Source organism: Mycobacterium cajalii (genome assembly GCF_045809005.2).
In the GTDB taxonomy this organism is placed as follows: Bacteria; Actinomycetota; Actinomycetes; order Mycobacteriales; family Mycobacteriaceae; genus Mycobacterium.
Genome location: NZ_CM141436.1, coordinates 157534 through 179643 on the forward strand (window position 1 = coordinate 157534; position 22110 = coordinate 179643).

24 protein-coding genes and 2 pseudogenes are annotated in these 22110 nt (G+C 71.1%); 12 read left to right on the forward strand and 14 right to left on the reverse strand.

Translation table 11 applies throughout. The annotated features are described in order from the left end of the window. Positions 1-61: 61 nt before the first annotated feature. Both ACJ512_RS00795 and ACJ512_RS00800 read right to left on the reverse strand, forming a co-directional pair. On the reverse strand, positions 62-1351 hold the full coding sequence (locus tag ACJ512_RS00795) for a lipase family protein (RefSeq protein ID WP_407687923.1): 1290 nt from the start codon (positions 1349-1351) through the stop codon (positions 62-64). A gap of 73 nt (positions 1352-1424) precedes the next feature. After that, positions 1425-2411, reverse strand: a pseudogene (locus tag ACJ512_RS00800) (extracellular catalytic domain type 1 short-chain-length polyhydroxyalkanoate depolymerase). Here ACJ512_RS00800 and ACJ512_RS00805 point away from each other — a divergent pair. Beyond that, complete coding sequence (locus ACJ512_RS00805) at positions 2410-2859, forward strand: MarR family winged helix-turn-helix transcriptional regulator (RefSeq protein ID WP_407687922.1); 450 nt, start codon at positions 2410-2412, stop codon at positions 2857-2859. The pseudogene ACJ512_RS00800 and the gene ACJ512_RS00805 sit on opposite strands and share 2 nt — an antisense overlap. 13 nt (positions 2860-2872) lie before the next feature. On the opposite strand, the gene ACJ512_RS00810 is transcribed toward ACJ512_RS00805, so the two are convergent. From ACJ512_RS00810 to ACJ512_RS00825, 4 genes are all read right to left on the reverse strand, one after another. Next, positions 2873-3682, reverse strand: a complete 810-nt coding sequence (locus tag ACJ512_RS00810) for a polysaccharide deacetylase family protein (protein ID WP_407687921.1) — start codon at positions 3680-3682, stop codon at positions 2873-2875. Between the two features lie 219 nt (positions 3683-3901). Beyond that, the gene (locus tag ACJ512_RS00815; RefSeq protein WP_407687920.1) at positions 3902-5266 is read right to left on the reverse strand and encodes an alpha/beta hydrolase; all 1365 of its coding nucleotides are present in this window, start codon (positions 5264-5266) and stop codon (positions 3902-3904) included. A 175-nt stretch (positions 5267-5441) separates the two neighbouring features. After that, positions 5442-5654 (reverse strand): heavy-metal-associated domain-containing protein, encoded by a 213-nt coding sequence (locus ACJ512_RS00820; RefSeq protein ID WP_407687919.1) that lies wholly within the window; start codon positions 5652-5654, stop codon positions 5442-5444. A 76-nt stretch (positions 5655-5730) separates the two neighbouring features. Further along, positions 5731-6552 (reverse strand): mycofactocin-coupled SDR family oxidoreductase, encoded by an 822-nt coding sequence (locus ACJ512_RS00825; protein ID WP_407687918.1) that lies wholly within the window; start codon positions 6550-6552, stop codon positions 5731-5733. Between the two features lie 86 nt (positions 6553-6638). Here ACJ512_RS00825 and ACJ512_RS00830 point away from each other — a divergent pair, with 86 nt between their 5' ends. Beyond that, entirely contained in the window at positions 6639-7106 is a 468-nt protein-coding gene (locus tag ACJ512_RS00830; protein ID WP_407687917.1) for an SRPBCC family protein, read from the forward strand. Positions 7107-7224: 118 nt separating this feature from the next. Here the strand turns inward: ACJ512_RS00830 and ACJ512_RS00835 are convergent. Together ACJ512_RS00835 and ACJ512_RS00840 are read right to left on the reverse strand one after the other, a co-directional pair. Continuing rightward, positions 7225-7452 (reverse strand): annotated as a pseudogene (locus ACJ512_RS00835) (LLM class flavin-dependent oxidoreductase); the annotation flags it as partial. After that, complete coding sequence (locus tag ACJ512_RS00840; protein ID WP_407687916.1) at positions 7449-8090, reverse strand: TetR/AcrR family transcriptional regulator; 642 nt, start codon at positions 8088-8090, stop codon at positions 7449-7451. The pseudogene ACJ512_RS00835 and the gene ACJ512_RS00840, both read right to left, overlap by 4 nt. A 141-nt stretch (positions 8091-8231) precedes the next feature. On the opposite strand from ACJ512_RS00840, the gene ACJ512_RS00845 reads away from it, so the two are divergent. The 3 genes from ACJ512_RS00845 to ACJ512_RS00855 are packed head-to-tail and all read left to right on the forward strand — an operon-like array spanning position 8232 to position 12293. Continuing rightward, the gene (locus ACJ512_RS00845) at positions 8232-8861 is read left to right on the forward strand and encodes a TetR/AcrR family transcriptional regulator (RefSeq protein WP_407687915.1); all 630 of its coding nucleotides are present in this window, start codon (positions 8232-8234) and stop codon (positions 8859-8861) included. A gap of 49 nt (positions 8862-8910) precedes the next feature. Continuing rightward, entirely contained in the window at positions 8911-10710 is a 1800-nt protein-coding gene (locus ACJ512_RS00850) for a flavin-containing monooxygenase (protein ID WP_461479937.1), read from the forward strand. Then, complete coding sequence (locus tag ACJ512_RS00855; RefSeq protein ID WP_461479938.1) at positions 10707-12293, forward strand: flavin-containing monooxygenase; 1587 nt, start codon at positions 10707-10709, stop codon at positions 12291-12293. The genes ACJ512_RS00850 and ACJ512_RS00855 overlap by 4 nt, the downstream gene beginning before the upstream one ends. Here ACJ512_RS00855 and ACJ512_RS00860 read toward each other — a convergent pair. From ACJ512_RS00860 to ACJ512_RS00880, 5 genes are all read right to left on the reverse strand, one after another. Further along, positions 12249-13406, reverse strand: a complete 1158-nt coding sequence (locus ACJ512_RS00860) for a Zn-dependent alcohol dehydrogenase (protein WP_407684995.1) — start codon at positions 13404-13406, stop codon at positions 12249-12251. The two genes, ACJ512_RS00855 and ACJ512_RS00860, sit on opposite strands and share 45 nt — an antisense overlap. A gap of 6 nt (positions 13407-13412) precedes the next feature. Further along, a complete protein-coding gene (locus ACJ512_RS00865; RefSeq protein ID WP_407684994.1) occupies positions 13413-14252 on the reverse strand; it encodes an SDR family oxidoreductase in 840 nt (279 codons plus the stop codon). Positions 14253-14276: 24 nt separating this feature from the next. Next, positions 14277-15575, reverse strand: a complete 1299-nt coding sequence (locus tag ACJ512_RS00870; RefSeq protein ID WP_407684993.1) for a sodium:proton exchanger — start codon at positions 15573-15575, stop codon at positions 14277-14279. A gap of 246 nt (positions 15576-15821) precedes the next feature. Continuing rightward, the gene (locus tag ACJ512_RS00875) at positions 15822-16646 is read right to left on the reverse strand and encodes an SDR family NAD(P)-dependent oxidoreductase (protein ID WP_407684992.1); all 825 of its coding nucleotides are present in this window, start codon (positions 16644-16646) and stop codon (positions 15822-15824) included. Next, a complete protein-coding gene (locus ACJ512_RS00880) occupies positions 16647-17060 on the reverse strand; it encodes a nuclear transport factor 2 family protein (RefSeq protein WP_369741267.1) in 414 nt (137 codons plus the stop codon). Positions 17061-17220: 160 nt separating this feature from the next. Between ACJ512_RS00880 and ACJ512_RS00885 the strand changes: the two genes are divergently transcribed. From ACJ512_RS00885 to trxA, 4 genes are all read left to right on the forward strand, one after another. Continuing rightward, positions 17221-18084 carry a helix-turn-helix domain-containing protein gene (locus ACJ512_RS00885; protein ID WP_407684991.1) on the forward strand — a complete coding sequence of 288 codons (864 nt, stop codon included), beginning with the start codon at positions 17221-17223 and terminating at the stop codon, positions 18082-18084. Positions 18085-18148: 64 nt separating this feature from the next. Continuing rightward, positions 18149-18490 carry an MmgE/PrpD family protein gene (locus ACJ512_RS00890; RefSeq protein ID WP_369741265.1) on the forward strand — a complete coding sequence of 114 codons (342 nt, stop codon included), beginning with the start codon at positions 18149-18151 and terminating at the stop codon, positions 18488-18490. A gap of 55 nt (positions 18491-18545) precedes the next feature. Continuing rightward, positions 18546-19316, forward strand: a complete 771-nt coding sequence (locus tag ACJ512_RS00895; protein WP_369741264.1) for a DUF2127 domain-containing protein — start codon at positions 18546-18548, stop codon at positions 19314-19316. Continuing rightward, positions 19313-19744 carry a thioredoxin gene (trxA, locus tag ACJ512_RS00900; protein WP_369741263.1) on the forward strand — a complete coding sequence of 144 codons (432 nt, stop codon included), beginning with the start codon at positions 19313-19315 and terminating at the stop codon, positions 19742-19744. The genes ACJ512_RS00895 and trxA overlap by 4 nt, the downstream gene beginning before the upstream one ends. Positions 19745-19747: 3 nt before the next feature. Here trxA and ACJ512_RS00905 read toward each other — a convergent pair whose 3' ends face one another. Beyond that, a complete protein-coding gene (locus ACJ512_RS00905) occupies positions 19748-20362 on the reverse strand; it encodes a PaaI family thioesterase (protein WP_369741261.1) in 615 nt (204 codons plus the stop codon). A 60-nt stretch (positions 20363-20422) separates the two neighbouring features. On the opposite strand from ACJ512_RS00905, the gene ACJ512_RS00910 reads away from it, so the two are divergent. The 3 genes from ACJ512_RS00910 (at position 20423) to ACJ512_RS00920 (ending at position 22107) form a co-directional block, all read left to right on the forward strand. Next, complete coding sequence (locus tag ACJ512_RS00910) at positions 20423-21280, forward strand: SDR family oxidoreductase (protein WP_369741260.1); 858 nt, start codon at positions 20423-20425, stop codon at positions 21278-21280. Positions 21281-21423: 143 nt separating this feature from the next. After that, on the forward strand, positions 21424-21594 hold the full coding sequence (locus ACJ512_RS00915; protein ID WP_369741259.1) for a hypothetical protein: 171 nt from the start codon (positions 21424-21426) through the stop codon (positions 21592-21594). A gap of 60 nt (positions 21595-21654) precedes the next feature. Next, complete coding sequence (locus ACJ512_RS00920) at positions 21655-22107, forward strand: SRPBCC family protein (protein ID WP_369741258.1); 453 nt, start codon at positions 21655-21657, stop codon at positions 22105-22107. The last annotated feature ends 3 nt before the right edge of the window (positions 22108-22110 follow it).

The window sequence follows — 22110 nt, forward strand, 5'->3', positions numbered from 1 at the left end:
TGTGCTTTCTACGTGCAGCGATGCGTCCAGTCTATCCGCCGGCGGAGGAACCCCGGAGGCTTCAGAAGTCGCCGCAGTTGGGCGCGGTGGGTTCGCCGTTGAAGCGGGCGGCGACCCACTGCATGGCCCGTTCGCCGTCGACGAGCATAGGCAGGGCGTGGTTGATGACGAGCTTGTTGAGGAAGGGCGGCTCTTCGTTGGTGCGGAATTCGACGTCGGCACCCTGGTCGCACCAGTCGCGGCCGAGTTGGTTCGCCGCCGTCCACGGCACCAGCGGGTCGTAGCGGTTGCTGTCGATCAGTACCGGCGCGTTGGGTTTGTGGCGGCCGATCCGCTGCTCGTCCAGCAGGGTGCTGAACGGTTCCTCGTTGACCAGTTGGCCGATGTCCTCGGTGAAGTAGGGCTGCAGGTGGCGGAACATGAAGTCGAGGATCGTCTGGCCCACGCACTGGCGAGACACCGACTCCAGCATCGCGAGCCCGCGCGGTGTCATCTTCGAGCGGATCAGGTCGGCGGCTTCGGGATAGGCGGCCAGCACGCTGTTGAGCGCATACCCGACGACGCCGACCAGGGCGCTGCCGTCGGCGTAGGGGAACAGCTCCTTGAGGTTGGCCGGTGGCGCCCCGGCGTAAGTACCCACGATGTGCAGCTCGGGCGCATACGACGAGGCCAGTTCGGCTGCCGACGCGGTCGCGCCGCCGCCCTGGGAATATCCCCAGAAGGCAACGGGCCCAGACGGATCCAGGGACGTTTCGGGCAGGTGCATGGCCGCCCGCGCGGCGTCGAGCACCGCCTGGCCCTCGGCCACCCGGCCCACGTAGGTGTGCATGGACACGGTGCCGAGGCCTTCGTAGTCGGTCATCACGACGGCGAAGCCGCGGGCGACCATGGTGGCGACGAACATCTCCTCGTAGTTGAACATGATGTCCCAGCCGCCCGAATAGTGGATGCCCTGGTTGAACATCCGGGACGGGGCGCATTGATTGCCCTGACCTTGCGTGCCGGGCGCGTAGCTGATCAGGGGCCGCGGTCCCTTGCCGGGCCAGTCGTCGTGCGGCTCGAAGTAGGTCCCGGTGACCGCGATCGGGTTCCCGCGGGTGTCGGTGCTGCGGTACATGATCCGGGTCCCGGTCGCCATGATCGCGCCGAGCTGGCCGGAGGGCTCGAGCACCAGGCGCGAGGGCTCGGTGCGGATCAGGTCACCGGGCCGGCCGGGCGGCAGTGGGTCCGGCGGAAGGTAGAACTCGGCGTATCGCGGCTCGTCGCCGCTGTCGGCCCGGGCGTCCGCCAGGCCGGCCGATGCGGCAACGAGCAGCAGTAGGACCGCGAAAATCCCCCCAAACCCGCGCATTACGGAACGGTAACAATCAACCACCCGTGAGCGGAAGGCAATCTCTAAAATTTTAGAGATCGGTGTGGCTGGCCTAACCGCGGTGCGCGTCGAAGAATCGCCATATGGTGTCGGTCGCATCGAATGCCGTCGACGGCTCGGGGACGCCGGCGAGTTCTGCCGGCGGCGTGCGCTGGCCGCCGGGCCACTGGTGCCCCGCACCGGCCACCGAGATCAACTCCACGGTCCGCCCGTCGGCGCAGCCGGCGGTTTGCGTGGTGACGTCGCCGGCGGTGGCGGAGGTGGGCGGCCCGCAGGCGTCGATCGAGCGCCAGGTGGCGTTGACCGACTCCACCGGGGGGCCGTCGACGCGCGGATTCCCGTTGACTGCGAACGCTCTTCCGGGTCCGCCGGCATAGGGCACCCGGTCGTCGGCGGTGCCGTGGATCTGCAGGACCGACACCGGCCGGGCCCGCGAGCAGTCGGTCAGCAGGGTGCCCGCCACCGGAGCGATCGCGGCGAAGGTGTCGCTCTGGCAGCCCAGGCGCAGCGCCATCATGGCCCCGTTCGACATCCCGGTCACGTAGACGCGGGCGCGGTCGATCGGCATCTGTTCCTCGATGGCGCCGACCATGGCCGTGATGAATCCGACGTCGTCGACGCCGCCGCGCTGGGTTTCGCCGCAACAGGTCCCGGCGTTCCAGGCGCGGTTGAGGCCGTCGGGTTAGGCGACCAGGAAGTGCCCGTTGTCCGCCTCGGCGTCCCAGTGGTAGGAGCGCTCGGCCTGGGCGCCGCTGCCGAAGCCGCCGTGCAGCATCACCACCAGCGGCACCGCGTCGGTCAACCCCCGCGGGCGGTACAGGTGGAAGGTCCTGGCGATCCCGCCAGAGTCGATGACCTGGGTGGACTGCCCCACCGGGATCGGCTGGGGCCCGCGCGTTCCCGAGGCGGGCCCGCCGCCGAGGCACCCGCCGAGCACGGCGACCAGGGCCGGCAGCAGGCACAGTCCCAGCGGCCGGGCGCGGCGCGATTTTGACAAGAAGCTCGTCAATGGTGGGGATCGTGGCACATTGTTCGCCATGCGTGACGTCGACGGGGAGCCCACCCTGCCGACCCTGGTGAACCTGCTGGCGGCGTCGCGGGCCCCGCATCTGCGCGATGCGTTTGCTGCGGCGGGGCTCGACGGGATCCGCCCCGCCCAGGCGGTCGCGCTGGTCCCGCTGATGAACGGGGGGATGCACGCGTCCGACCTCGCCGACCGCCTCAAGGTGAGCCGGCAGGCGGTGGCGCAGGGGATCGCCGCCCTGGAGGGGCAGGGCTACGTCGCCCGGGTGCCCGATCCCCACGACGCCCGCGCGCGGATCGTCGAACTGACGGCGCGGGGCCGCCATGCGCTGCGCGTAATGCACTCCAGCGCCAAGGAATTGGAGTCGCAATGGGAAAATACCCTGGGGCGCCGCCGGTTGACCGAACTGCGGGAGAGCCTGCAGCTGCTGCTCGCTGCCCAATCTCCCACGACCGACGGCTGACGGCGCTGCCCCGCTACGGGGTTCTGAGGAAGACGTCGTCGAGCGTGACGGTGCGCAGGTTCCGCGACCGGATGATGTCGATCAGTTGCGGGTAGACGTGCGTGACGGGCGGGTGGTTGAGGTGACCGATCACAATGGCCTGCGGCGTGAAGTACTGGTCGGCCATCTGCAGGATGTAGTCCTCGGTGATCAACGTCGAATCCGACAGCGAGCCGGACCATAGCGTGGGGGCGCTGTAGCCGAGGTCGGCCGCCACTGCGTCGACGGTGGCGTTGCGTTTCGCATAGGGGGGCCGGTAATACGGTTTCGCGCCCACGCCGTACGTCTTCTTCAGGAACGCGTCGTTGCGGGTGAGTTCGTCGGCAATCCTGTTGGGGGACAACGCCGTCAGGTCCGGATGCGACCAGGTGTGGTTGCCCAGCTGAATCTGCCCGGATTCCACCAGCGGCAGCAGCATGTCGCGGTTCTCGGTCCACGAGGCGTAGATCCCGTTGACGAAGAACGTCATCCGCACACCGGTGTCCCGCGCGAGCTGCGTGTAGGCGCGGACCACGTCGCTGTTTACCCCGTCGTCGAGGGTCAGCGCGAGCAGATCGCCCTCGCCGGGCAGCGTTCTCAGGGCGCCGCCCCCGGGCAGCGGGACACGGGCGCTCGGCGGCGGGGGCGGTAACAGTGCCCGCGGGGCGAGGGGACCGGAGGTGGGCACGGAACCGGCCGGCGCCTGCGCGAACGTCCGGGGTTGCGGGTCGACGACGAGGCGGGCGGCGCCGACGCCGGCGACCACCGACGCGGCGAGCGACCCGAGGAAGCGGCGGCGGTTCATCGCCGGGTCGGGCCCGTACCGGTCGGGCGGAGCACCCGTGGGCCGCGCGCACCGGGCCGCCCCGCGTGCCGACCGTCCGCATAGCCCGACCTTGCCGTCACAGCAGCGAACGTAGCACCGCCGCAGCAAATGCGCGGGGTTCGTGACGGGAAGGTCAGCTGTGAAATTCGTATCGAATCGGCAACGGTTTCTCGCCGGCGCGGCCGCGCCGGGCCGCGGTCAGTGCCGGAACGGGACGGGTTCGGTCTCGGGGGTGTTCAGTGTCGCGGCCAGCCACGGCAGCGAGGCGGCGAACGCCTGGGCGGCGAACGGCCAGTCGTGCCGGCCGGGCTGGGTGACCACCGCGCAGTCGATGCCGTGTGCGCCGGCGATCTCGCACAGTGCCCGGGCGGCGGCGTCCTGGCCCTCGGGGTTGGCGGCGGGGTCGACGCTCGCGGCGGCGAGGGTGGTGCCGGCCTCGGCGAGGTTCCGGGTCCTCGACGACGGAACGTCGAACCATCCCGACACCCCGGAGTAGTGACCGTGCCGGGCCATGACGGTCGCCGGGTCGAACGACGCCCAGGCGGCGGCGTCGCCGGCGAACAGCTGGGTGATCGTCTGCTCCCGCCCGCCGATGTCGGGCCCGCGGTCGCCGGCGATGTCGACGAACGCGCTGAACGTCTCCGGGTGCATGACGGTCAGGTCCACGGCGCACGTCCCGCCCATCGACCAGCCCACGACGCCCCAGTTCGCGCGGTCGGCGCTCACGCCGAAGTTCGAGACGACGAACGGGACAACGTCTTTGGTCAGGTGGTCGGCCGCATTGCCGCGGCGGCCGTTGACGCACTCGGTGTCGTTGTCGAACGAGCCGGTGGCGTCGGCGAAGACCAGGGCCGGCGCGAAACCGTGGTGGCGGGCCGCGAAGTCGTCGACGGTGTTGAACGCGTTGCCCGCGCGCAGCCAGTCGGCCGGGGTGTTGAAGGCCGAACTGATCATCAGCACCGCCGGCAGCCGGGGCGGCGGATTGCTGCCGAACCAGGCCGGCGGCAGGTACACCAGTTCCTGGCGGTGCGGGAAGTGCGACCCCTCGGTGCCGGTCATCACGGGCACCACGACGCCCTTGGTCGGCCGCGTCCGCGCGATCTGCATCTCCGTCACCCGAAGCCGATCGATCTGATCGGGCAGCGGCACCCCCGTGAGCTGATTCCACGCGGCGAGCACGGTGGAGAAGTAGCCGACCCAGCCGTTCAGCGCCAGGGTCGCGCACAGCACGCACAGGGGCACCGACAGCAGCGCCAGCCCGCGCCGCCACCACCGGGCACCCGGCCAGCCGAGCACGAGCACCGCGGCGGCGAGTCCGCTCATCGCTATCCAGAGCCACAGCGTGACCGGGGCAGGGTCGCCGGCCACGCCCAGCGTCGTGATGTACCAGTACGACAGCGCCGTCACCGCGGCCGCGACGCCCAGCGCGGCGGGCAGCGCCCAGCTACGCCAACGCCGCCGGTGCCACCCGGCCGCAGCGACGGCCACGGACAGCGCCAACCCCTGGGCCGTCGCCGGCAACCAGCCGTGCAGCAAAGACAGCCGGTCGAAGAAGTTGCTCAACAGTCCTGACCTTCGCTAATTCCGATCGCGGCCGGCATCATGTTCCCCCAGCGATGACGCGAAAGGCCGGAATCAACTATCCCATACCGCCCGGGCGTGTCGCGGCGGCAAACGAGCGCAGGCGCAAACCGTTACCGGCGACGGCGGCGCCCGCAGGCATCCGTTGGTCCACTCTTTAGGCCACGGGGACCGCTTCGTAGCCGGCCTCGTCGACGGCCGCCAGCACCGCCGCGGGGTCGAGTGGCGCGGAGCTCGTGACGACGAGCCTGCCGGTGTCCGCGGTCACGTCCACGCGCTCGACTCCCGGGATCTGGCTGACCTCGCCGCGGACGGCGGCCTCGCAGTGCGCGCAGGTCATCCCGGTGACCTGGTACTCGCTCGTCGCCACGACGCTCCTTCCCTCATACCCGGAAGGGTATGAACCCGGCGAACACATCCGCTCCCCACGGTATTACCCGCCGGCCTCAGACATAGCCGACCCCGATGTCCACCGACACCTGACTGGCCGTCACCAGCCGGGACGCGTCGGAAACCAGCCAGGCGACCGCGTCGGCGACGTCCTCGGGCTGCGCGACGCCCTCCGGCAGCAGCGGCTTGTGCAGGCCGCGCAGGTGCGGATAACTGTCGGCGGCCGAACGCAGCGCGTCGCGCATCCGGCCGGTGCCCATCGGGGTGGCGACCGCGCCCGGGTTCAGGCTGTTGACGCGGATGTTGTGCCGGCCGAGTTCGGCGGCGAAGGCGCGCGCCATCCCGACGACGGCGTGTTTGCTGGCGGTGTAGTGGATCATGAACGCCTGCATGTTGATGCCCGCGGCCGATCCGATCAGCACGATCGAGCCGCCGCGACCGCCGTCGACGATGTGCGGCGCACCGGCCATCACGGTGTTCCAGGTGCCGGTCACGTTGGTGTCGATGGTGTCGCGGAACGCCTCGGGGGTGATCCGATCCCAGGGCGCCGGGCTGCAGATGCCGGCGTTGGCGACGATGATGTCGAGCCGGCCGAGTTCGCCGACCGCGCCGTCGACCGCGACCTTGAGCGCGTCGAGGTCGCGGATGTCGACCACCGCGGTGATGGCCCGCCTGCCGTTGGCGCCGACCAGGCGCGCCGTCTCGGCCAGGTCGTCCGGCGTCGGCGAGTCGTAGGGAACGCTGGGCGGCAGGGGTCCGGCGATGTCGACCGCGATGATGTCGGCGCCTTCGGCGCTGAGCCGTAGCGCGTGCGCTCGGCCCTGTCCGCGTGCGGCGCCGGTGATCAGCGCCACCCTGCCCGGGATCGACTGGCTCATGGTTGTGGACTTCCTTTCTCACCAAGACCGACTCGGCGAAGCGTAATGTTCGTCCCGGCGCCGCTGCCTGATCGGAGGGAGACAACGTGACCGTCACTGTCGTCGATGCCGGGCCCCGGCAGGTAAGCCGGTCGGTGGAAGTGGCCGCGCCGGTGTCGGAGCTGTACGCGCTGGCCGCCGACCCGCGCCGCCACTGTGAGCTCGACGGGTCGGGCACCGTTCGCGAGACCGTCAAAGCTCCCGCGAAAGTCGTGGTCGGGTCGAAGTTCTCGACCAACATGAAGCTCTATGGTGTGCCGTACCGCATCACCAGCACGATCACCGCCCTGACGCCGGACGAAGTGGTCGAGTGGCGTCATCCGATGGGCCACCGCTGGCGGTGGGAGTTCGAGTCGCTGTCGCCGACGCTGACGCGGGTCACCGAGACGTTCGACTACCGCGACGCCGGTCCGATCAAGAACAAGTACTTCGAACTCAGCGGCGCCCGTAAGACCAACGCCGCGGGCATCGAGGCGACGCTGACCAAGCTGCGCGATCGCTACGCCGCGCGCTGATTCGCACGCGGGCCGGAACCCCGTCGGTCAGCAGGTGAAGGCTGGCCCAGCCCGCCTCGATCGGCAGCCCGCCGACGAGCGGGTTCATCAGGATCTCTTCCCGGCCGCCGCGGATCTGGCTGATGCGCACGTTGCGCGTCCGCCCGGCCAGCGCCGCGGCCAGGATGAGCGGCGACGGGAGCCGGCCGGTGGCCGCCAGGTGGTGTTCTTCCGCGCCGACCGCGGTGAATCCGTGCCTGTCGGCGTACTCCGCCATCTCCAGCGCGGCCCGGTAGCGCGTCGCGTGCCGAGCCGACGGGTCGGCGACATCGGTCATGTTGAGCCGCAGGGCGGTGAGCAGGCTCATCGGCGGGAACCACCGGGCCCGCGCGCGAACAACGTCCCCCGGATCAGCCCCTTGGCCGAGGCCAGCGTGGCGGCGTAGCGCGCGGGGGTCAGGCTGGCCGCCCGCTCCGTCAGACCCCGCGTCAGGGCGTAGAGGGCGTCCACCGCGGCGCCCGGATCGGTGTCGGCGGGCAGCGATCCCCGGGCCCGGGCGTCCTCGATGATTTCGCCGATGACGGCGCGCAGGGCCTGCAGTCCCGCGTGCGCCGGCCGGCCGGGCCCGGCGACGGCGGTCTCGGCGCGGAGCGCCCGCTCGAAGGCGGCGAGGTCGGGATACTCGCGCATCAGCCGATCCGACTCCTCCAGCACGGCCTCGAGGCGCCCGACGACGTCGCCGGCTTGCGCGGCGGCCGCCCGCAGCCGGGGCACGGCGATCTCCTGGATCTCGCGCACGGCCGCGTCGAGCAACTCGGACTTGTTGGGAAAGTAGTGGTATAGGCTGCCGCTGGTCATCTCGGCGGTCCGCGCGATCTGGCGGATCGTCGCCCGCGAGTAGCCGACCTCGGCCACGCAGCGCCTGGCTGCGCCGAGGATTCGCGCGCGGGTCTGGGCACCGTCGGCGCCCACCGGGCGGCCCGGTCGGGCCCGGGTGCCGGTCATGCCGTGTGACGCCCGCCGCCGGGCGGTCGAACTCCCACCGCGCACCTCCGCGCCCGTGCCACACTAATCGATCACCCGATCGTATTCGGCCGTGCCGACGCCGCGCCCGACGGACCGCGCGTCGCCAGGAGGAAGACCACGATGACCAAGACGCGACTGGGTCGCCCGGTCGGCTCCAGCGGCGAGGAGACCCGCCGGCGGATCATCGCCGCGACCATGCGCTGCGTGGCCGAGGTCGGCTACTCGCGGGCGACGATCCGCCAGATCGCCCGCACGGCGCGGGTGACCAGCGCCAGCCTCTACAACTACTTCCCGAACAAGTCCGACCTCATCGAGGCCGCCGTCGCGGAGCGGACCGAGGTGGCGCTGCCGCGGTTGCGGGCGGCCGCCGCCGGGCCCGGCGACGTCGTCGACCGAATCGAGGCGGTGCTCGAGGAGTCGGGCCGGCTGATGCGCGAGTATCCCGACCTGGCCGCCTTCGAGTGGGCGATCCGGGCCGAAGGCGCCGCCGCGCCGGGCTCCCGGGCCCCGCACGACACCGGCTTCCACGCCTTGCGCGAGATCATCGAGGCCGTCGTCGCCGACGGACACCGGCGGGGCGAGCTGGCCGGATGGGTGGATCCGCACGGCGCGGTCGAAGCCGTCTACTCGCTGGTCTACGGCTTGACCGAACTGGCGGCCACCCTGCCGCCGGAGGACTACCACGCGGCACTGGCGTCGGCCAAGCGGATGGTCGGGGGCACGCTGCTCGGCGGCGCACCCTTGATGTGATCAAACGATTGATTATATAGTCGGGATCGCGGAACAGGAGCCCGAGACCTTGACCGAGACCACCGGCCTGGCGTTCGACGTCGAGGCGCTGCGCGCCAAATACGCCGAGGAGCGGGCACGCCGGCTGCGGCCCGACGGGATCGCGCAGTACGTGGAGACGTCGGGCGCCTTCGCCCGGTTCGCCGAGGACCCCTGGGTGGACGGGACCTTCACCCGCGACCCGCTCACCGACGAGGTCGACGTGGCGGTCATCGGCGCCGGCTTCGGGGGCCTGCTCACCGGTGCGCGGTTGCGCCAGTCGGGCGTGGACAGCGTGCGGCTGATCGACCGGGCGGCCGACGTCGGCGGCACCTGGTACTGGAACCGGTACCCGGGGATCGCCTGCGACGTCGAATCCTACGTCTACATCCCGTTGCTCGAGGAACTCGGCTACATCCCCACGCAGAAGTACGCCACGGGTGCGGAGATCTTCGCGCACTGCCAGCGCATCGCGCGCCACTACGACCTCTACCGCGACGCGTGCCTGCAGACCGACGTGCACGAAATCCGCTGGGACGCCCAGGTTTCCCGCTGGCTCATCCGCACCAACCATGGTGACCAGATGCGCGCGAAGTTCGTGTCCATGGCCAACGGCTACCAGGCCAAGCCCAAACTGCCCGGTATCGACGGCCTCGACAGCTTCCGCGGTCACGCCTTCCACACCAGCCGGTGGGACTACGGCTACACCGGCGCGCAGCTGGAGAACCTGGCCGGCAAGCGCGTCGGCATCATCGGCACCGGCGCGACGGCGGTCCAGTGCGTGCCGCATCTGGCCGCGGCGGCGCAGCGGCTCTACGTATTCCAGCGCACCCCCTCGTCGGTGGACGTGCGGGCCAATCGCCCCACCGAGCCCGGTTGGGCCGACACGCTGCGGCCCGGCTGGCAGCGCGAGCGCATCGACAACTTCCAGATCCTCACCGCCGGAGGGCAGGCCGCCGAGGACCTCGTCGCCGACGCGTGGACGAGCATCACCCGCAAGCTCCCGGTGATGCGCCACGACGCCGCGGGTGTGGCCGATCCCGAGCAGCGCGGCCGCGACATCGAGCTGGCGGACTTCGCCAAGATGGAGGAGATCCGGGCGCGGGTCGACGACATCGTCGCCGACCGCGCGACCGCCGAGGCGCTCAAGCCGTGGTACGGCTACTTCTGCAAGCGCCCCTGCTTCCACGACGAGTACCTGCAGACCTTCAATCGTGACAACGTCACCCTGGTCGACACCCACGGTCGCGGGGTGCAGCGCATCACCGAGTCCGGCGTAGTCGTGGACGGCGTGACCTACGAGCTCGACTGCCTCATCTTCGCCACGGGTTTCGAGGTCGGCACGGACTACTGCCGCCGCACCGGGTTCGACTTGGTCGGCCGCGACGGGGTGACGCTCACGCAGCGGTGGCGCGACGGCGTGCGCACCTTCCAGGGCCTGTGCGCCAACGGTTTTCCGAACTGTTTCATCGAAAGCATCGCCCAGGCCGGGCTGACCGTGAACTTCCCGTATCTTCTCGACGTGCAGGCCACCCACGCCGCGTGGATCATCGCGTGGGCGCTGCGACACGGCGTCACCGAGGTCGAGGCGTCACCGGACGCGGAAGCCGCCTGGGTCGACACCGTCGTGGTTCGCTCGGCCGCCACCGCCGAACGCGCCGCGACCTGCACCCCCGGCTACTACAACCGGGAAGGCAAGGCCGACGCCAAGACCCGGCAGGGCAGCTTCTTCTTCGGCGGGCCCACCGAGTACGCCGACATCCTTGCGGCGTGGCGGGACCGGGGAGAGATGGAGGGGCTCGTGCTCCGCGGCGCCGCGGCCGGCCCATGACGAGCCGGCGGGCCCGCCGGCGCTACGCCGTCGGGCGGGTGCGGGCCGCGACCCGGCGCAGGCGCGCGCCGCGGGTCGCGATCATCGGCGCGGGCTTCGGCGGCCTCGGCGCGGCGGTGGCGCTGCGCCGCAAGGGCATCGACGACCTGGTGATCATCGACGGGGAAGACGGGGTGGGCGGCACCTGGCGGCGCAACACCTACCCCGGCGCAGCGTGCGACGTGCAGAGCCACCTCTACTCGTTCTCCTTCGCGCCGAACCCGAACTGGAGCCGCACGTATGCCCGGCAACCCGAGATCCTGGCGTACCTGGAATCCGTGGCCGACGACTTCGACCTGAGCCGGCACCTGATGCTGCGGACCCGGGTGCGGCATGCGCGCTGGCGCGAGGACACCGGGCAGTGGGAATTACAGCTGCAGCAGGCCGACGGCGACACCAGCACGCTGGTGGTCGACGTCGTGGTCAGCGCCGCCGGCCTGTTCGGCGCCTCCAGGCTGCCCGACATCGAGGGCCTGGCCGGCTACCGCGGCCACCTGATGCACACCTCCGCCTGGGACCGGGACGTCGACCTGACCGGCAGGCGGGTCGCGGTGATCGGCACCGGCGCCAGCGCGGTGCAGGCCGTCCCGGAACTGGCCCGAATCGCCGCGCGTGTCACCGTATTTCAGCGCACGCCCCCGTGGATGGTGCCCAAGGACGACCGCCCGTTCAGCGCCGGCGAACTGGCCCGGTTCCGCCGGCACCCCTGGGCCACCCGGCGGGAACGGTGGCGGGTCTGGAAGCAGTTCCACGACTTCACCGGCAACGCACTCGACGATCCGACGGCCGCCGGCCGCGCACAGATCGCGGCATCCTTCCTGGAGCGCACCGTGCCCGACGAACGGTTGCGCCGCGCGCTCACCCCGGACTACCCGTTTCGCTGCAAGCGGGTGCTGCTGGGCGCCGACTACTACCTGGCGCTGCAGCGCGAGCACGTCGACCTGGTGACCGACCCGATCGCGCGGGTCACCGAGACGTCGATCGTCACGGCCGGCGGCGACGTGGTCGGCGTCGACGCGATCGTGTGCGCCACCGGATTCCAGACCAGCCACTACCTCAGCGGTATCGAGGTGATCGGCCGCGGCCGCGAGAGCCTGCACGAACGCTGGGGCGAGGACCCCAGCGCCTACCTCGGCGTGGCGGTCAGCGGGTTCCCGAATTTCTTCATGTTGTACGGCCCCAACACCAACCAGGGCGGCAACTCGATCGTCTACATCCTGGAGGCCGGCGCGCGACTGGTGGCCGGCGCGGTGAGCCGGCTAGCGCGCCGGGGCGGCTTCCTCGACGTGCGCCCCGAGGCCGAAAACCGCTACAACGAAGAGCTTTCCGCCGCGCTCGAGCGGACCATCTGGACGCAGTGCGACAGCTATTTTCGCTCGCCGACGGGCCGCATCGTCACCCAGTGGCCCTACACCGAGCTGGAGTACGCCCGCCGGACCTGGCGGCTGCGGCCGCGTGACTGGGTGCACCGCACCGCGGGCCCGCCGACCGGTGACGGGTCAGCCGGTGCCGAAGTCGATGACGCCGCGGATCAGCCGGCCTGAGGCCAGGTCGGCGTAGGCGTCGTTGATGTCGTCGAGCCCGTAGCGCCTGGTGATCATCTCGTCGAGCAGCAGTCTGCCCGACCCGTAGAGCGTGGCCAGCAGCGGAATGTCGCTCTTGGGGTTGCAGGACCCGAACACGGTGCCGCACAACGTCTTGTTCATCAGGATGAAGTCCTGCAACGCCATGGGCACCGAGCGCAGTGCCGGCGCCGGCAGGCCGGTGAGCACGCAGGTGCCACCCTTTCGGGTGAGCGCGAGTGCCGCGCCCACGTCGGCCTCGCCGATCATCGCGGGGGACACGACGACCGCGTCGGCCATCACGCCGCGGGTCAGGTCGCGCACCAACTCGAGCGCCTCGGCCGCCGTTGCCGCGGTGTGGGTGGCCCCGAAGCGCGGGGCGGACTCGCGCTTGAATTCGTTGACGTCGACCGCGACGATGCGGGCGGCACCGTTGATGCGGGCGCCCTGGATGGCCGCGGTGCCGATGCCGCCGGCGCCGATCACGACCGCGGTGTCGCCGCCGCGCACGCCCGCGCGCCGGGCCGCCGAGCCGTATCCCGTCGGCACCGCGCAGGCCAGCAGTGCGGCGGGCACCAGCGGGACGTCCCGATCGATTTTGACGAGCGAATCCGCCGCCACCACGGTGTGTTCGGCGAACGCACCGATCTTGGACACATGCCCGAGGTCACGGCCGTCGGCGGTGTGGTGGCGAAACGTGCCGTCGGTCGGCATGCCGGGGGTCAGCGTCCCTGCCCCCTTGTCGCACAGGTACTCCATCCCCGAGGCGCACCATCGGCACTGTCCGCACACCGCGAGGAAGGACGTCACCACGTGGTCCCCCGGCGCGAAACCGGTGACGCCCGAACCCACTTCGAGGACCACGCCGGAACCCTCGTGCCCGCCGATGGTCGGCGACATGGCGGGCAGTCCCAAAGAGTTCAGCACGTCGGAGGGCGGCGCGAGCTTGCCCTGTCGGATGTGCTCGTCGGAGTGGCACAGGCCGGTGGCGGCCAGCTTCACCAGCACCTCGCCGGCGCGCGGCGGGTCGAGCTCGAACTCCTCGACCGACCACGGGCGCCCGTACTCGTAGAGAATGGCCGCGCGGCTTCGCATCGATGCTCAGCCGTTCGCGGCGGCCACCCGGGCCCGCTCCGTCATCGAGGCGGTCACGCCGCCGTCGTTGAGGATGTCGGTGCCGGTGAGGTAACCCGCTTTGTCGCTGGCGCAGAACGCCAGCAGCTCGGCCATCTCCTCCGGTTTGCCCCACCGCGGGACCGCGGCCTCGGTGACCATCGCCCCCGCCCCGGCCTGTTCCTCGAGCCTGCCCATCTCGGTGTCGATGGACCCCGGGGACACCGAGACGATGCGCAGGCCGCGCGCGTTGAACCGTTCCGCCTGCGACTGGCTGTACCACCGCACGAAGCTCTTGCTCACCGCGTAGGCGATGCCGGATCGCCCCTCTTCGGGCACGATGTCGCACGCCGCCAGCATGGCGTCCAGGAAGGCGTCGGCGTCGTGCAGCGCCAGCGGAAACTGGCTTGCGGGAATGAGTTCCGCGGGCAGCAGGTGGGCCGCCATCGACGCCACGTTGACGATCACGGCGCCCTCGCCGGCCACCGCGTGGAACACCTCGTTGACGTGCAGGGTGCCCAGCGCATTGGTCCGCATGACGTAGTCGGCCGGGCCCATGCTCGGGCTCACCCCGGCGGCGTGGATGACCGAGACGACGGTTCCGAGGCCGTTCGCGGTGTCGAACAGGTCCGCGACCGCGCGCCGGTCGGTCACGTCGCAGTTCACGAGCGTAGGTGTCACGCCGTGTTCTTGCAGCGTCGCGGCCGCGGTGGTCAGGCGGTCCTGCCTGACGTCGCAGAGCACCACGGTGTGGTCGCGGCCGACGACTGCGGCCGTGGCCAGGCCCATGCCACCCGCACCGCCTGTGATCACCGACACTCGAGTCATACGTGGACCGTATACGCCGGGGCGCTACGTCGGGAGCCGGGGTTCGGGCACCGCGTCGTGCGGGTGACCGCTGTGCCGAAGGGCGTTGGTGAAGAACGGTGCCCGCACGGTGGCGGCCAGATGGCGGCGGTTGACGGCCAGCCCGGCGAGGGCCACCACGGTGTAGACGCCGCACAGCAGCAGCCGCCCGTGCGTCGAGGCGATCGGGAACTGGACGACGAACAACACCAGCAGCGCCCACGCCGTGGCCCGGTGGAAGCGCAGCCCCATGAGCAGCGCCACCCCCATCATGGTCTGCGTGGCGGTGAGCAGGATTTCCTCGACCTGCCGCGGGTCGAGGGCCAGCGAGGGTCCGCCGCCGCCGAGCAGGTGGGCGAGCGGCAACGACCCGATCAGCAGGGACCACTGGTTCACCTTCGCCGAGATCAGCATGGCGATGGCGGCCGTGCCCTTGCCGCGCGCGGCGAGGATGGTCGCGATGATGAACTCCGGGGCTTCGGAGGCCAGGGGCGCGAGCCACTGCACCAGCAGGAACCGGTCGATCCCCAGTTCACCGCCGGCGGCGACCAGGTTGTCGGCGAACGGTTTGGCGCACAACAGGATCACCGCGCCCGACGTCGCGAACAGGCAGACGACGGCCAGGTGGCGGCGGCGATCGGGCAGCTCGCCCAGGGCGGCGGCGGTGCCGATCAGCGCGGGCTCCTCGACGTCGCCGTGGCTGACCTTGTAGAGGTAGAAGCCGAACCAGGCCAGCAGCGCCACCCCGGAGGCCAGGTGGATCTGCGAGCTCGCCGGGATGACGAACGCGAACACGCCGGCGATCAGCAGGAAGCCGAGTTCGACGCGGTTGGCCGGCTGCAGCGCCAGCCCGCCGGGTCTGTCGGCGCCGGCCCGGCGCGCCACGAGGATGCCGATCAGCACGACGACGGGCCAGCCCAGCCCCATCAACAGCCGGTTGGACCCGGTCATGTTGGCCGAGGCGTACTGGGTGTACTCGGGGTGGTGGCCGGACACGTACGCGTAGTAGAGGTCGACGGCGTATTCGGGCAGCACCGCGATCAGAGCGAGCACCGCCGTCGCCAGCCCGCTGGAGACGTCGATCTGGGCGGCCTCGGCCGCCCAGGCCAGCAGGAAGCTGGCCGAGACCACCGCGGCCCCGAAGATCAGGAGGGCGGCCACCGGGTCCGGATGCAGGCCGGCCACGGCCACGACGACCGCGGGGGCGATGAACGTCGCCGTGATCAGCGCCGAGCGGCTCAGGGTGCGACGCCTGTGACGCGAGGCCCCGGCGGCCGCGGGCCTGTCTGTGGCGAGCATCGTCATCCTTCGAACTCTTCGAGCGCGGCTACCGTAGCGAATCCTTACCTAAGCTACCCGCCGAGTCGGTGGTCAGCAATGCGGCGCGCGACCCAAGCGTCAGTGGGTCGCCTTTTCCCACAAGGGGATCCGAAAGTTCGGGTGGGCCAACTCACAACTTAGGCAAACCCCTGCTGTCGCGTTGGCCCACACTTGAGTCCGACGGGCCGGCGGCCCGCATGGTTCCGTCCGGCCCGGGCGTCCGTGCGCGGCCTACTCGGGCCGATCGGCGCCCATCGCCGCGGCGCTGGCCTGCGCCATGAGCCGCACCAGTTGGTTGCGCGTCAGCGATCCCATCATCTGCGTCGCCGCGCGCAGGTCCTCACCCACGAACCAGGTCGGGCCGTTGGCCAGGTTCTCGAACGCCTCCGCGATCACGTCGTCCACGGCGGCGGCGCCGGGGGGCACGTCGTCCGGCGAGTCGATCTGGCCGCGGCTGTGTTCGAGCCGCCGCAGCGCGGGCGTGTCGGTCTTGCCCAGGATCAGGCCCAGGACGTCGACGCCCTTGTCGTGCAGTTCGGCCCACAGCGCCTCGGCGAAGACCATGTCGAACGCCTTGGAAGCGCCGTAGGCGACCATGTTGGGCCCGCCGGCCAGCCCGGCACCCGACCCGAAGATGACGATCCCGCCGCGGGCGCGCGCGACCATCGCCGGCGCGAAGTGGTGGCACAGCTGCATCGGCACCATGCAGTTGCGCTGCACCATCGCCTCGGCGGCCGCGAGCGGGCCGGCCAGGAACGGCTTGAAGTCGGGGTCGGCGCCCGCGCAGTACACGAGGAACCCGATCTCCAGATCGCCGGTGCCCTCGGCGATCGCCGCCGCGGCGCCCGGCTGCGCGAGATCGATTGCCAGGGTGCGCGTCTGGGCCGACGTGCGGGACGCTATCCCGGCGGCGACCTCATCCAGCACGTCCTGGCGCCGGGCCAGCAGCACCACGTTGACGCCGCGCTCGGCGAGTCCCGTGGCGAAGGCGGCGCCCACCCCGTCCGACGCGCCCGCGACGAGCGCCCACGGCCCGTAGGTGTCCGCGAACGTCATCTAAGCGTTCCCGACCGTCGCGACGCGCACCGCGGTGAACCGGCGCCGGGCGATGCGCCACCCGTCGGGGGTCCGCACGATCTCGTCGTCGTAGAAGCCGATCCCGTTGGCTCCGGATTGGTTGTCGCCGAACATGATCAGCGCATCGACGTAGGTTCGCGCCATGGCCTTGTCGCCGTCGAGGGTGATGGCCTGGTTGGTGAGGCGGTGCAGCGTGTGGCCCGCCGGGGCGTGCACCCGCTCCATGAAATCGGTGACGGCCTCCACCCCGCTCCATGCGCCGATCTCGCCGTAGTCGAGTTCGCAGTCGTCGGTGAACACGGTGCGGAACAGCGGCCAGTCGCGGCGGTCGATCCCGGTGGCATAGCGCACCAACAGATCGGAGATGTCCTGGCGATCTTGCTGGTCGGTCATGGGGCGTCTCCGTTCGGATGGACCACGATCGGGGCGGGCCGGGCGAAACGCAGTTTCTCGAATAATCGATATTAAATCTCGAATGTTCGGGATAACCTTACGAAGGCCGGAACAAGGGAGTCAAGCGATTCGTGGGTCGACGTCCGCGCCGACCGCCCGGGTGCTCGATGTGGTGGAGCTCCTGACGCGGTCGGCGAATACGCGCCTGCGCTTCTCCGACGTCGTGCGCGAGCTCGACCTCACGCAGGCGACGGCGCACGCCATCCTCAAGACGTTGTGCGACCGGGGCTGGGCCACCCGCGACCCCGTGACGAAGACGTTCGCGCTCGGGCCCGCGCTGGCCGTGGTTGCCGCCCGCACGGACACCGCCCGGCCGTTGGCGAACGCGGCCCGTTCCGCGTCGCTGCGGTTGTCCAAGAGGGTCGGCTACGCCAGTTCCGTGGTCGAGCGGTTCGGTGATTCACTGGTGGTGACCGCTTTCGAGAACGAAGCCGCCACCGCGCCGGCGGGAATCCCGGGCGACCGGATCCCCTATGCGCCGCCGTTCGGTGTGGCTTTCGCCGCCTGGGACACCGACGAGGAACAACGCGCGTGGATCCGCCGCGGTGCCGGCGACAACCCGGAACGCACCCACCGGCTCGAGCAGGTGCTGGCACACACGCGCGAGCGTGGCTTCGACGTCGACTGGACCACGCCCACGCTGGCCCAAGCCGTGCAGGCCGTAGCCACCCTGGACAGCGACGAAATGCCGTCGTCGGTGCGCCCCATCGTCGACCAGTTGCTCGTCGAGTTCACCGCCATAGGTTTTCTCTCCGACGACAACCCCGGACGCCGCAAGCAGCCGGTGGTGACCATCTCCGCACCGGTCTTCGACCATCGCCACCACGTCGGCCTGATGGTCGCCGTGCATCCCCTGTGCCCGCTCAGCGCCCGCCAGGTCCGGACGATCGGCAAGCAGCTCACCGACGAGACGACGGCCATCAGCGAGTCCCCGCCGCCGGGCGCCGTCGAGCGGGCCGGTTGAGACGACCCGATTCGGTCGTGGCGGACCTCGCCGACTTCGTGGTCGGCGCACAGCAGCCGGACCGGTGCGGTTCCCGCTCGCGCGTGTCGACGTCACACCCGCCGCCGACCTGACCGCCGGCTACCCGCAGCGCACCGCCGCACGCGTGCGCGTGGTGACGCGCGAAGACCGCGAATTCGGTTGCGAGCGAGGAGAATACGAGGGGTCTCCCAACCGGCCGATGTCCTGGGCACGCGTGGTGGGCAAGTCCCACTGGCTCGCCGAACCCTGCTGCGGCGAGGCGCCGCGCGCCGAGATCGTCGACGCGGTCGACCACCTGGACGACATACCCGTCGCCGGGCTGACGGCCCTGCTGGGCGAGGCGAGCCCGGTACCGGTGCGCCCACGCGGCAAGCGGCGCTTCTGACCGCCCCGCGCGCCCTCTTGCGTCTTTTGCCGACCGCCCTGGATGATCGGTGGTCATGCACGTAGATCGCGGTGGCGACCGTTGGGAGTTGGTGACCTGCGGCCTCGCGGGGCACGCCACCTTCGTGCCGGACGACGAGGCGCTGGCCGACCGGCTGCGCGGCGACACGGCCGTGGGACCGGTGTGGCGCTGCCTGCGCTGCGGGGAGTTCGTTCTCGGCGAGCCGCGCCGCCGCGGCGCCACCACGGACGCCCCGACGGTCTTGCGCGGCAAGGCTTTGCGCCAGGCGATCATCGTCCGGGCCCTCGGGGCCGAACGCCTGCTGCGGGCGCTGCTGATCGCGCTGGCGGCCTACGCCGTGTGGAAGTTCCGCGGTGCGCGCGGATCCATCCAGGCCACGCTGGACCGCGACCTGCCCCTGTTGCGCGCCAGCGGATTCCAGGTCGACCAGATGACGGCGGTGCACGAACTGGAGAAGGCGCTGGCGGCCAAGGCATCCACGCTGACCCTGCTCACCGTGGCGCTGACCGTCTACGCCCTGGTGGAGGTCGTCGAAGGGGTCGGGCTGTGGTTGTTGCAACGCTGGGGCGAGTACTTCGCGGTGGTCGCCACCTCGGTGTTCCTGCCGCTGGAGATCTCCGAGCTGGCCAAGGGGGTCACGACGACCCGGGCGGTCACCTTCACAATCAACGTGGCCGCCGTCGTCTACCTCGTCGCGTCGAAACGGCTGTTCGGGGTCCGGGGCGGCCGCACGGCCTACGCGGAGGAGCGGCGTGGCGAGCAGCTCCTCGACGTGGAGCGGGCGGCGACGAGGGCCGCGGCATGAGCGAGAACTCGCGCGTCGTGGCCTGCCCCCACTGCGGGAGGAAGAATCGCGTGCCGGCAGCCACTGCCGGCAAACCCCGCTGCGCGCAGTGCCGGCAGTGGCTGCCGTGGATCGTCGATGCGCGTGACGACACCTTCGCCGACGTCGCCGAGAAGGCGTCGGTGCCGGTGCTGGTCGACCTGTGGGCGACGTGGTGCGGTCCGTGCCGGACGGTCAGCCCGGCCCTCGAGCAGCTGGCGCGGGAACGGGCGGGCGGGCTGAAGCTGGTCAAGGTCGACGTCGACGCCGCACCCGCGGTGTCTCAGCGCTTCGCGGTCCGCGCGGTGCCGACGCTGCTGCTGATGCGGGACGGCCGGGTGCTGTCCCGGCAGTCCGGTGCCGCGCCGCTGCCCGCGCTGCGCGCCTGGGTCGACGACACGCTGAAGTGAGGGTCAGCCCCGGTACTGCCTGGGCAGGATGAAAACGCCCTCGGCCTCGACGGTGAGGCCGTCCTCGGCCGCGAGGTGGCCGACGGCGAAGATCTTCACCCCTTCGGTGCGCTCGATACGCGCCTCCGCGCGCAGCGGCCGCTCCAGCGGCGTCGGCCGTCGGTAACGCAGGGTCAGCGTGCCGGTGAAGGCGGGCCTGTCCGGTTGGTGGGCCACCGCGCCGAGCACATGGTCGAGCACCAGGGCACACACGCCGCCGTGGACCTTGCCCGGCGGTCCCTCGTAGGCCACGCCCAGTACGAACTCCGACCACACCAGCCCGTCCGGGTCGTGATGGATCACCAGGGGCGGCGCGACGGGGTTGCGCACACCGACCACGGCGTTGCCGCATGCGATGGTCTGGCCGTCGGGCATCCGGTGCACACCGAACGGCCCCGGCCGCAGCGCCCGGCTCAATTCGTCTGCGGCACTGTCGATCCGGGCCTTGGCGGCCGCCACCTCCGCCGCGCCCGCCTCGGTGCGGATGCTGACGTCGATGAGCCGGCGGATCGACTCGGCCAGCGGCACATGGTCCGACTCGAGCCGGCCGGGGTCGACGCAGGGCATCTGGTTGTGCATCCCCGCAACCTAACAGTGGGGCCCCGGCGGCATACTTCCCCTGGCAGGAACGGAGATTTCATGGGCACTTACGCGATCACCGGATCGGCGTCCGGGATGGGCCGCGAGACCGTGCAGCGGCTGCACGGCGACGGCCACACCGTGATCGGCGTCGACGTCAAAGACGCCGACATAATCGCCGACCTGTCGACGCCGCACGGGCGCCGGGAGGCCGCCGACGCCGTCCTGGCGGCCGCGGGCGGCAGGCTCGACGGCGCGGTGCTGGCGGCGGGTCTGGGTCCGAGCCCAGGCCGGGACCGGGTGCGCCAGATCGCCCAGGTCAATTACCTGGGGGTCGTCGAGCCCCTGGTCGCCTGGCGGCCGGCGCTGGCCGCGGCCGGGCGCGCCAAGGTCGTCGTCGTCGCCAGCAACTCCACGACGACCGTGCCCGCGGTCCCCGGCCGGGCCGTGCGGGCCCTGCTGGCCCACGACGCCGACAAGGCGGTACGGGCGGTGCGGTTCTACGGGCCGGGCGCACCGACGATGATGTACGCGGCGTCCAAGATCGCGGTCAGCCGCTGGGTGCGCCGGCACGCCGTGCTGCCGGAGTGGGCGGGGGCCGGGGTGCGCCTGAACGCGCTGGCTCCCGGTGCCATCATGACTCCGCTACTGCAAGAACAGCTTTCGACGCCGCGGCAGGCCAAGGCGGTGCGGTCGTTCCCGGTTCCGCTGGGCGGGTTCGGCGAGGCCGGGCACATGGCCGACTGGATGTGTTTCATGCTGTCGGACTCTGCGGATTTCCTCTGTGGCAGCGTCGTGTTCGTCGACGGCGGATCGGACGCGTACTTCCGTGCCGACGACTGGCCTACGGCGATCCCGGCGCACCGCCTGGTCGGCTACCTGCGCCGGTTCCGCGCGCGAACCGCCGGCCCGGTGTGACGGGGCCGGCGCGGTGCCCGCGATTGTGTCCGACACCACAACCGGCTTCTCGCGCCGTTTACCCGGTCGCCGTGCGACCGTAAAACGACCGCGGTGCAATTCAGTGAGGTCAAGCGGCCGAACAGATTTAAGGGGAGGCACCCATGCCTACGCTGCAGGACTGGATCCCTCAGGACCCCACCAGCCTCGATGTCGTCGCGCCCCTCAGGGCGCGGGCCTGCGACGCGTTGCAGGCCGTGCTGAAGAGAAGGCGGCGCCCGGCCCCGGGCCCCGCCGACGCGCGCCTGATGCGCAGGGGCGCCGAACGCTGCTGAGGGCGCGGACCGGTCGAGGCGCTTCGGGCGGGGTGAGTCGCGACGTGTTTGGATAGCGGTATGTCCGACTTCGAGGAACGCATCGTCAGCGCCACCCGCGTCATCTCGGCCCGCGCCGAGCGAATCTTCGAACTGATCGCCGACCCGTCGCGGCAGCCGAGCTGGGACGGCAACGACAACCTCGCCTCGGCTGCCCCCGGACAGCGCGTGCGCCAGGTCGGCGACATCTTCAGGACGACGCTGACCAACGGCGCCGTGCGGGAGAACCACGTCGTGGAGTTCATCGAGGGCAGTCAGATCGCCTGGCTCCCGGCAGAAAAGGGCAAGCAGCCGCCCGGCCACCTGTGGCGCTGGCAGCTCGAGGCGCTCGCCGGTGACCTCACCAGCGTGACCCACACCTACGACTGGACCGCGCTGACCGACCAGAGCCGCCTCGAGCGGGCCCGGTCGACCACGCCCGAGCGGTTGCGGGCGTCGCTGGACCGGCTCGCCGAGCTGGCGCGGGAAGCCTGAGCC

What these genes read in the sequence shown, in the direction of transcription:
- ACJ512_RS00795 (WP_407687923.1), bottom strand. Translation starts at nt 1,351, where the DNA reads ATGCGCGGGTTTGGGGGGATTTTCGCGGTCCTACTGCTGCTCGTTGCC.
- ACJ512_RS00805 (WP_407687922.1), top strand. Translation starts at nt 2,410, where the DNA reads ATGCGTGACGTCGACGGGGAGCCCACCCTGCCGACCCTGGTGAACCTG.
- ACJ512_RS00810 (WP_407687921.1), bottom strand. Translation starts at nt 3,682, where the DNA reads ATGAACCGCCGCCGCTTCCTCGGGTCGCTCGCCGCGTCGGTGGTCGCC.
- ACJ512_RS00825 (WP_407687918.1), bottom strand. Translation starts at nt 6,552, where the DNA reads ATGAGCCAGTCGATCCCGGGCAGGGTGGCGCTGATCACCGGCGCCGCA.
- ACJ512_RS00840 (WP_407687916.1), bottom strand. Translation starts at nt 8,090, where the DNA reads ATGACCGGCACCCGGGCCCGACCGGGCCGCCCGGTGGGCGCCGACGGT.
- ACJ512_RS00845 (WP_407687915.1), top strand. Translation starts at nt 8,232, where the DNA reads ATGACCAAGACGCGACTGGGTCGCCCGGTCGGCTCCAGCGGCGAGGAG.
- ACJ512_RS00855 (WP_461479938.1), top strand. Translation starts at nt 10,707, where the DNA reads ATGACGAGCCGGCGGGCCCGCCGGCGCTACGCCGTCGGGCGGGTGCGG.
- ACJ512_RS00860 (WP_407684995.1), bottom strand. Translation starts at nt 13,406, where the DNA reads ATGCGAAGCCGCGCGGCCATTCTCTACGAGTACGGGCGCCCGTGGTCG.
- ACJ512_RS00865 (WP_407684994.1), bottom strand. Translation starts at nt 14,252, where the DNA reads ATGACTCGAGTGTCGGTGATCACAGGCGGTGCGGGTGGCATGGGCCTG.
- ACJ512_RS00870 (WP_407684993.1), bottom strand. Translation starts at nt 15,575, where the DNA reads ATGACGATGCTCGCCACAGACAGGCCCGCGGCCGCCGGGGCCTCGCGT.
- ACJ512_RS00875 (WP_407684992.1), bottom strand. Translation starts at nt 16,646, where the DNA reads ATGACGTTCGCGGACACCTACGGGCCGTGGGCGCTCGTCGCGGGCGCG.
- ACJ512_RS00880 (WP_369741267.1), bottom strand. Translation starts at nt 17,060, where the DNA reads ATGACCGACCAGCAAGATCGCCAGGACATCTCCGATCTGTTGGTGCGC.
- ACJ512_RS00895 (WP_369741264.1), top strand. Translation starts at nt 18,546, where the DNA reads ATGCACGTAGATCGCGGTGGCGACCGTTGGGAGTTGGTGACCTGCGGC.
- trxA (WP_369741263.1), top strand. Translation starts at nt 19,313, where the DNA reads ATGAGCGAGAACTCGCGCGTCGTGGCCTGCCCCCACTGCGGGAGGAAG.
- ACJ512_RS00905 (WP_369741261.1), bottom strand. Translation starts at nt 20,362, where the DNA reads ATGCACAACCAGATGCCCTGCGTCGACCCCGGCCGGCTCGAGTCGGAC.
- ACJ512_RS00910 (WP_369741260.1), top strand. Translation starts at nt 20,423, where the DNA reads ATGGGCACTTACGCGATCACCGGATCGGCGTCCGGGATGGGCCGCGAG.
- ACJ512_RS00915 (WP_369741259.1), top strand. Translation starts at nt 21,424, where the DNA reads ATGCCTACGCTGCAGGACTGGATCCCTCAGGACCCCACCAGCCTCGAT.
- ACJ512_RS00920 (WP_369741258.1), top strand. Translation starts at nt 21,655, where the DNA reads ATGTCCGACTTCGAGGAACGCATCGTCAGCGCCACCCGCGTCATCTCG.